The sequence below is a fragment of the endosymbiont of Galathealinum brachiosum genome, assembly GCA_003349885.1.
Lineage (GTDB): Bacteria > Pseudomonadota > Gammaproteobacteria > SZUA-229 > SZUA-229 > SZUA-229.
This window is the reverse complement of record QFXC01000005.1, coordinates 1-2,642: the sequence shown is the minus strand read 5'-3', so window position 1 is coordinate 2,642 and position 2,642 is coordinate 1. Positions and strand designations below refer to the sequence as shown.

Below are 2,642 nucleotides of genomic sequence, written 5' to 3'. Positions count from 1 at the left end.
CCAGCCATATTCGAGCAAAGCCGGTCAGCCGTAATCGAGCGGACCAGGCCAGCCGTATTCGAGCAAAGCCGACTAGCGCGTATTCGAGTAAACCAGGCCAACCGTATTCGAGCAAAGCCAACCAGCGCGTATTCGAGAACTAGCCGGCCAGCCATATTCGAGCGGACCGGGCTAGCCGTATTCGAGCAAAAGCCGGTCAGCCGTAATCGAGCAAAGCCGGTCAGCGCGTATTCGAGCGGACCGGGCCAGCCGTATTCGAGCAAAGCAGCCAGCCGGCCTCCTCTCTTTTCCATAAAACCCGAACTCGCTCCCACCCCCCGTGACCCGTATTCTAGAAAAAAGGTCTAAAGGGTCAAAACCCGAGAGAGGGGCCGGTTTGCATAAAGAACGAGACACCGGGCGAGACATCTTAATAGAAATTTAATAGCTTCGACATTATAAAAATAGTACAGCATAAAAAACATACGAGTTATTGTGTACGACGATGCATAGTAATTAAAAGTCTTTTTTTTTAAACAGTCTTCATATAAGCTTCGTATAGACTCTTGCTGGTGTGAAACGGCACGGCCAGCCCGTTCTCGGCCGCTCCTTTCAATCGCGCGTCCCAGAATTTCACCAGAGCGGGCATGTGTCTCAGCACGCCCACGACGGACCCGGTCAAGGCTGCCGCCTGCATAGACGCCGACAGCAACGACAGCGCACCCGCTACCATATTGACCACGTCCGTCTCTTCCCGCTTGCCGGCCAAGTCGGGGATGGACAGAGCTAGCCCGAATTCGATTTTATCGCACGCCTTTTCGATCACCGCATTCAGGTCCCCCCTTTCCAGCGATCGCTTCGAGTCGGCCTCTCCGAGCGTCTTCCTGACCGCGAACCTCACCGTTTGCGCTAGATTTTCCGCGCCTCCCGGATAGACGAGCGTGCGGAGCTGCCTGCGTACCTTCTGGGCGGACGGTAGGACGGCGACGGGTCGGTTGCGCTGCCGAACCCGGTCCACGGGCGCCGACGGGCCTGCCGACTCGGATTCGACTCGCTTGGATCGTGATTCTTCGCGCGGCGGCGAAGCGTGTCGAGATCGGTGTTTCGCGTTCCCGACCTGGACCTGCTTGCGAGGTGTGCACTTCAGTCGCGGGCCCGTGCGACCGTCTGCCCTGCCCCCGCTCGCGACCGTCTTGATCGCCTTCCTCGGCACGGGTTCGTCCCCTTCCGAGTCGGACGAAGACGAACTAGAGCTGGAACCGGATACGGACGCATCGGAACGCGATCGCTTACCGTGAGCGCGTCCGGCGGTCGTCTTGGCCGCGCACCGCCTGCACGGAGCCTCGGGCAGGTCGGCGTCGCTGTATATGCCGCGGGCGTCCAGACCCTCTGCCGCTTCGATGCTCAAGACGGTCTTCAGCGCGTCCGCGGGCTTGGATCGGCGCAGGGATTCCACCCGCTTATAGTGCCTCGCGTCCGCGTCCGACAGGGGCATGGACGGCGCGGTCGGGAGCCCTCTGGAAACGAAATACGCCGTTGCGCCGTCTCGCGACATCAGGTGGAGCCCCCGCGGGATGCCGAGCAGCCGTCTGAGGTGGCCGTTCTCCACCTGATCGACTGTGGCCGTGGCCGAGTTATTGTTCCGCAAAAGGTTCTTCGTTTCCCGCTTGATTCGGGCAGTCTCCTCGTCGGTCGGATCCGAGTCCGGTTTGGCGAGTTTAGGTAACGCTGCCCGACCCGAGTCGACCGAGGCGGCCGAGGCACCCGACCCGGATCGCTTGGACGTCTTGGTGGGCCGGGGAACGGGCCCGTCGACGTCCGTCTTCTCCGGCCGCGAGACGGGCTGCAGTCGGACGATGGGTCTTTCCGGAGACGCGTCCGCCTCGACGGCCCGAGGTCTAGGAGACGGCACGACGGCTTCTTCCCGCGACCGAGACCTCGGAGACGGCACGACGGCCTCGGCTTCCGAACCCGAGTCCGAGTCCGAGTCCGAGTCCGAGGCGGCTTCGACGGTCGGCGCGACGGATTCGGTGGTCGCCGCGACCGAGACTGAAAAACGAGCGCGGGTAAAAAAAACGTAAGGGCTCGACGGGCGCGTGTACATAATCTAAAAAAAACGCGAGAGCGGATCGACGGCCGAGCGAGCTCGTTTTAATAAAAAAAAGGACTAAAGCGAGACTCACCGTCGATGGTGCGCATCGGATAGGGTGCGGCTGCGAGTGAAACCGGGTCGATTCGAACTCGTTGCGCGTTCCGGTTGTCGGACGATTCGGCCACGAGCGAAGGGGTGGCCGAGGACGGTCCGGGTTCTTCCGAGGTTCGTCTGAACGCGAGTGCCGAGGCCAGGTCGGGCGACACGTCCCCCGCGTCCGGAAACGAACCGTCTGGAAGGATAGACATGCTGAACGTTAATGACGATTCTACGAGAGTCGTGCGGTCGTATATAAAGGGCGAATACGTACGGAGGCTCCCTCTAGAGTTGCGTAAAGATAATCGGAAAAAAAGGGGCGTATCTAAAATCGTCGGTATAGAGGCCCGGACTAGACGATACGGAGTCTAATTCTTACCGAAGATGTCGTTGACGTCGTCGACGTCTCCCATGGCCCTGTCGATTACGGATTTTTGCGCCATGTCGGTGGAATTCGGTGTCGGTTCGAAGGAAG

2 protein-coding genes are annotated in these 2,642 nt (G+C 60.2%); one reads left to right on the top strand and one right to left on the bottom strand.

Annotation, left to right across the window (positions count from 1 at the left end; genetic code table 11):
• Positions 1 to 511: 511 nt before the first annotated feature.
• Positions 512 to 1,891: a hypothetical protein gene (locus DIZ80_02535; protein RDH85213.1), complete on the bottom strand. Its 1,380-nt coding sequence runs from the start codon at positions 1,889 to 1,891 to the stop codon at positions 512 to 514.
• Between the two features lie 345 nt (positions 1,892 to 2,236).
• Between DIZ80_02535 and DIZ80_02530 the strand changes: the two genes are divergently transcribed.
• Positions 2,237 to 2,539 (top strand): hypothetical protein, encoded by a 303-nt coding sequence (locus DIZ80_02530; protein RDH85212.1) that lies wholly within the window; start codon positions 2,237 to 2,239, stop codon positions 2,537 to 2,539.
• The last annotated feature ends 103 nt before the right edge of the window (positions 2,540 to 2,642 follow it).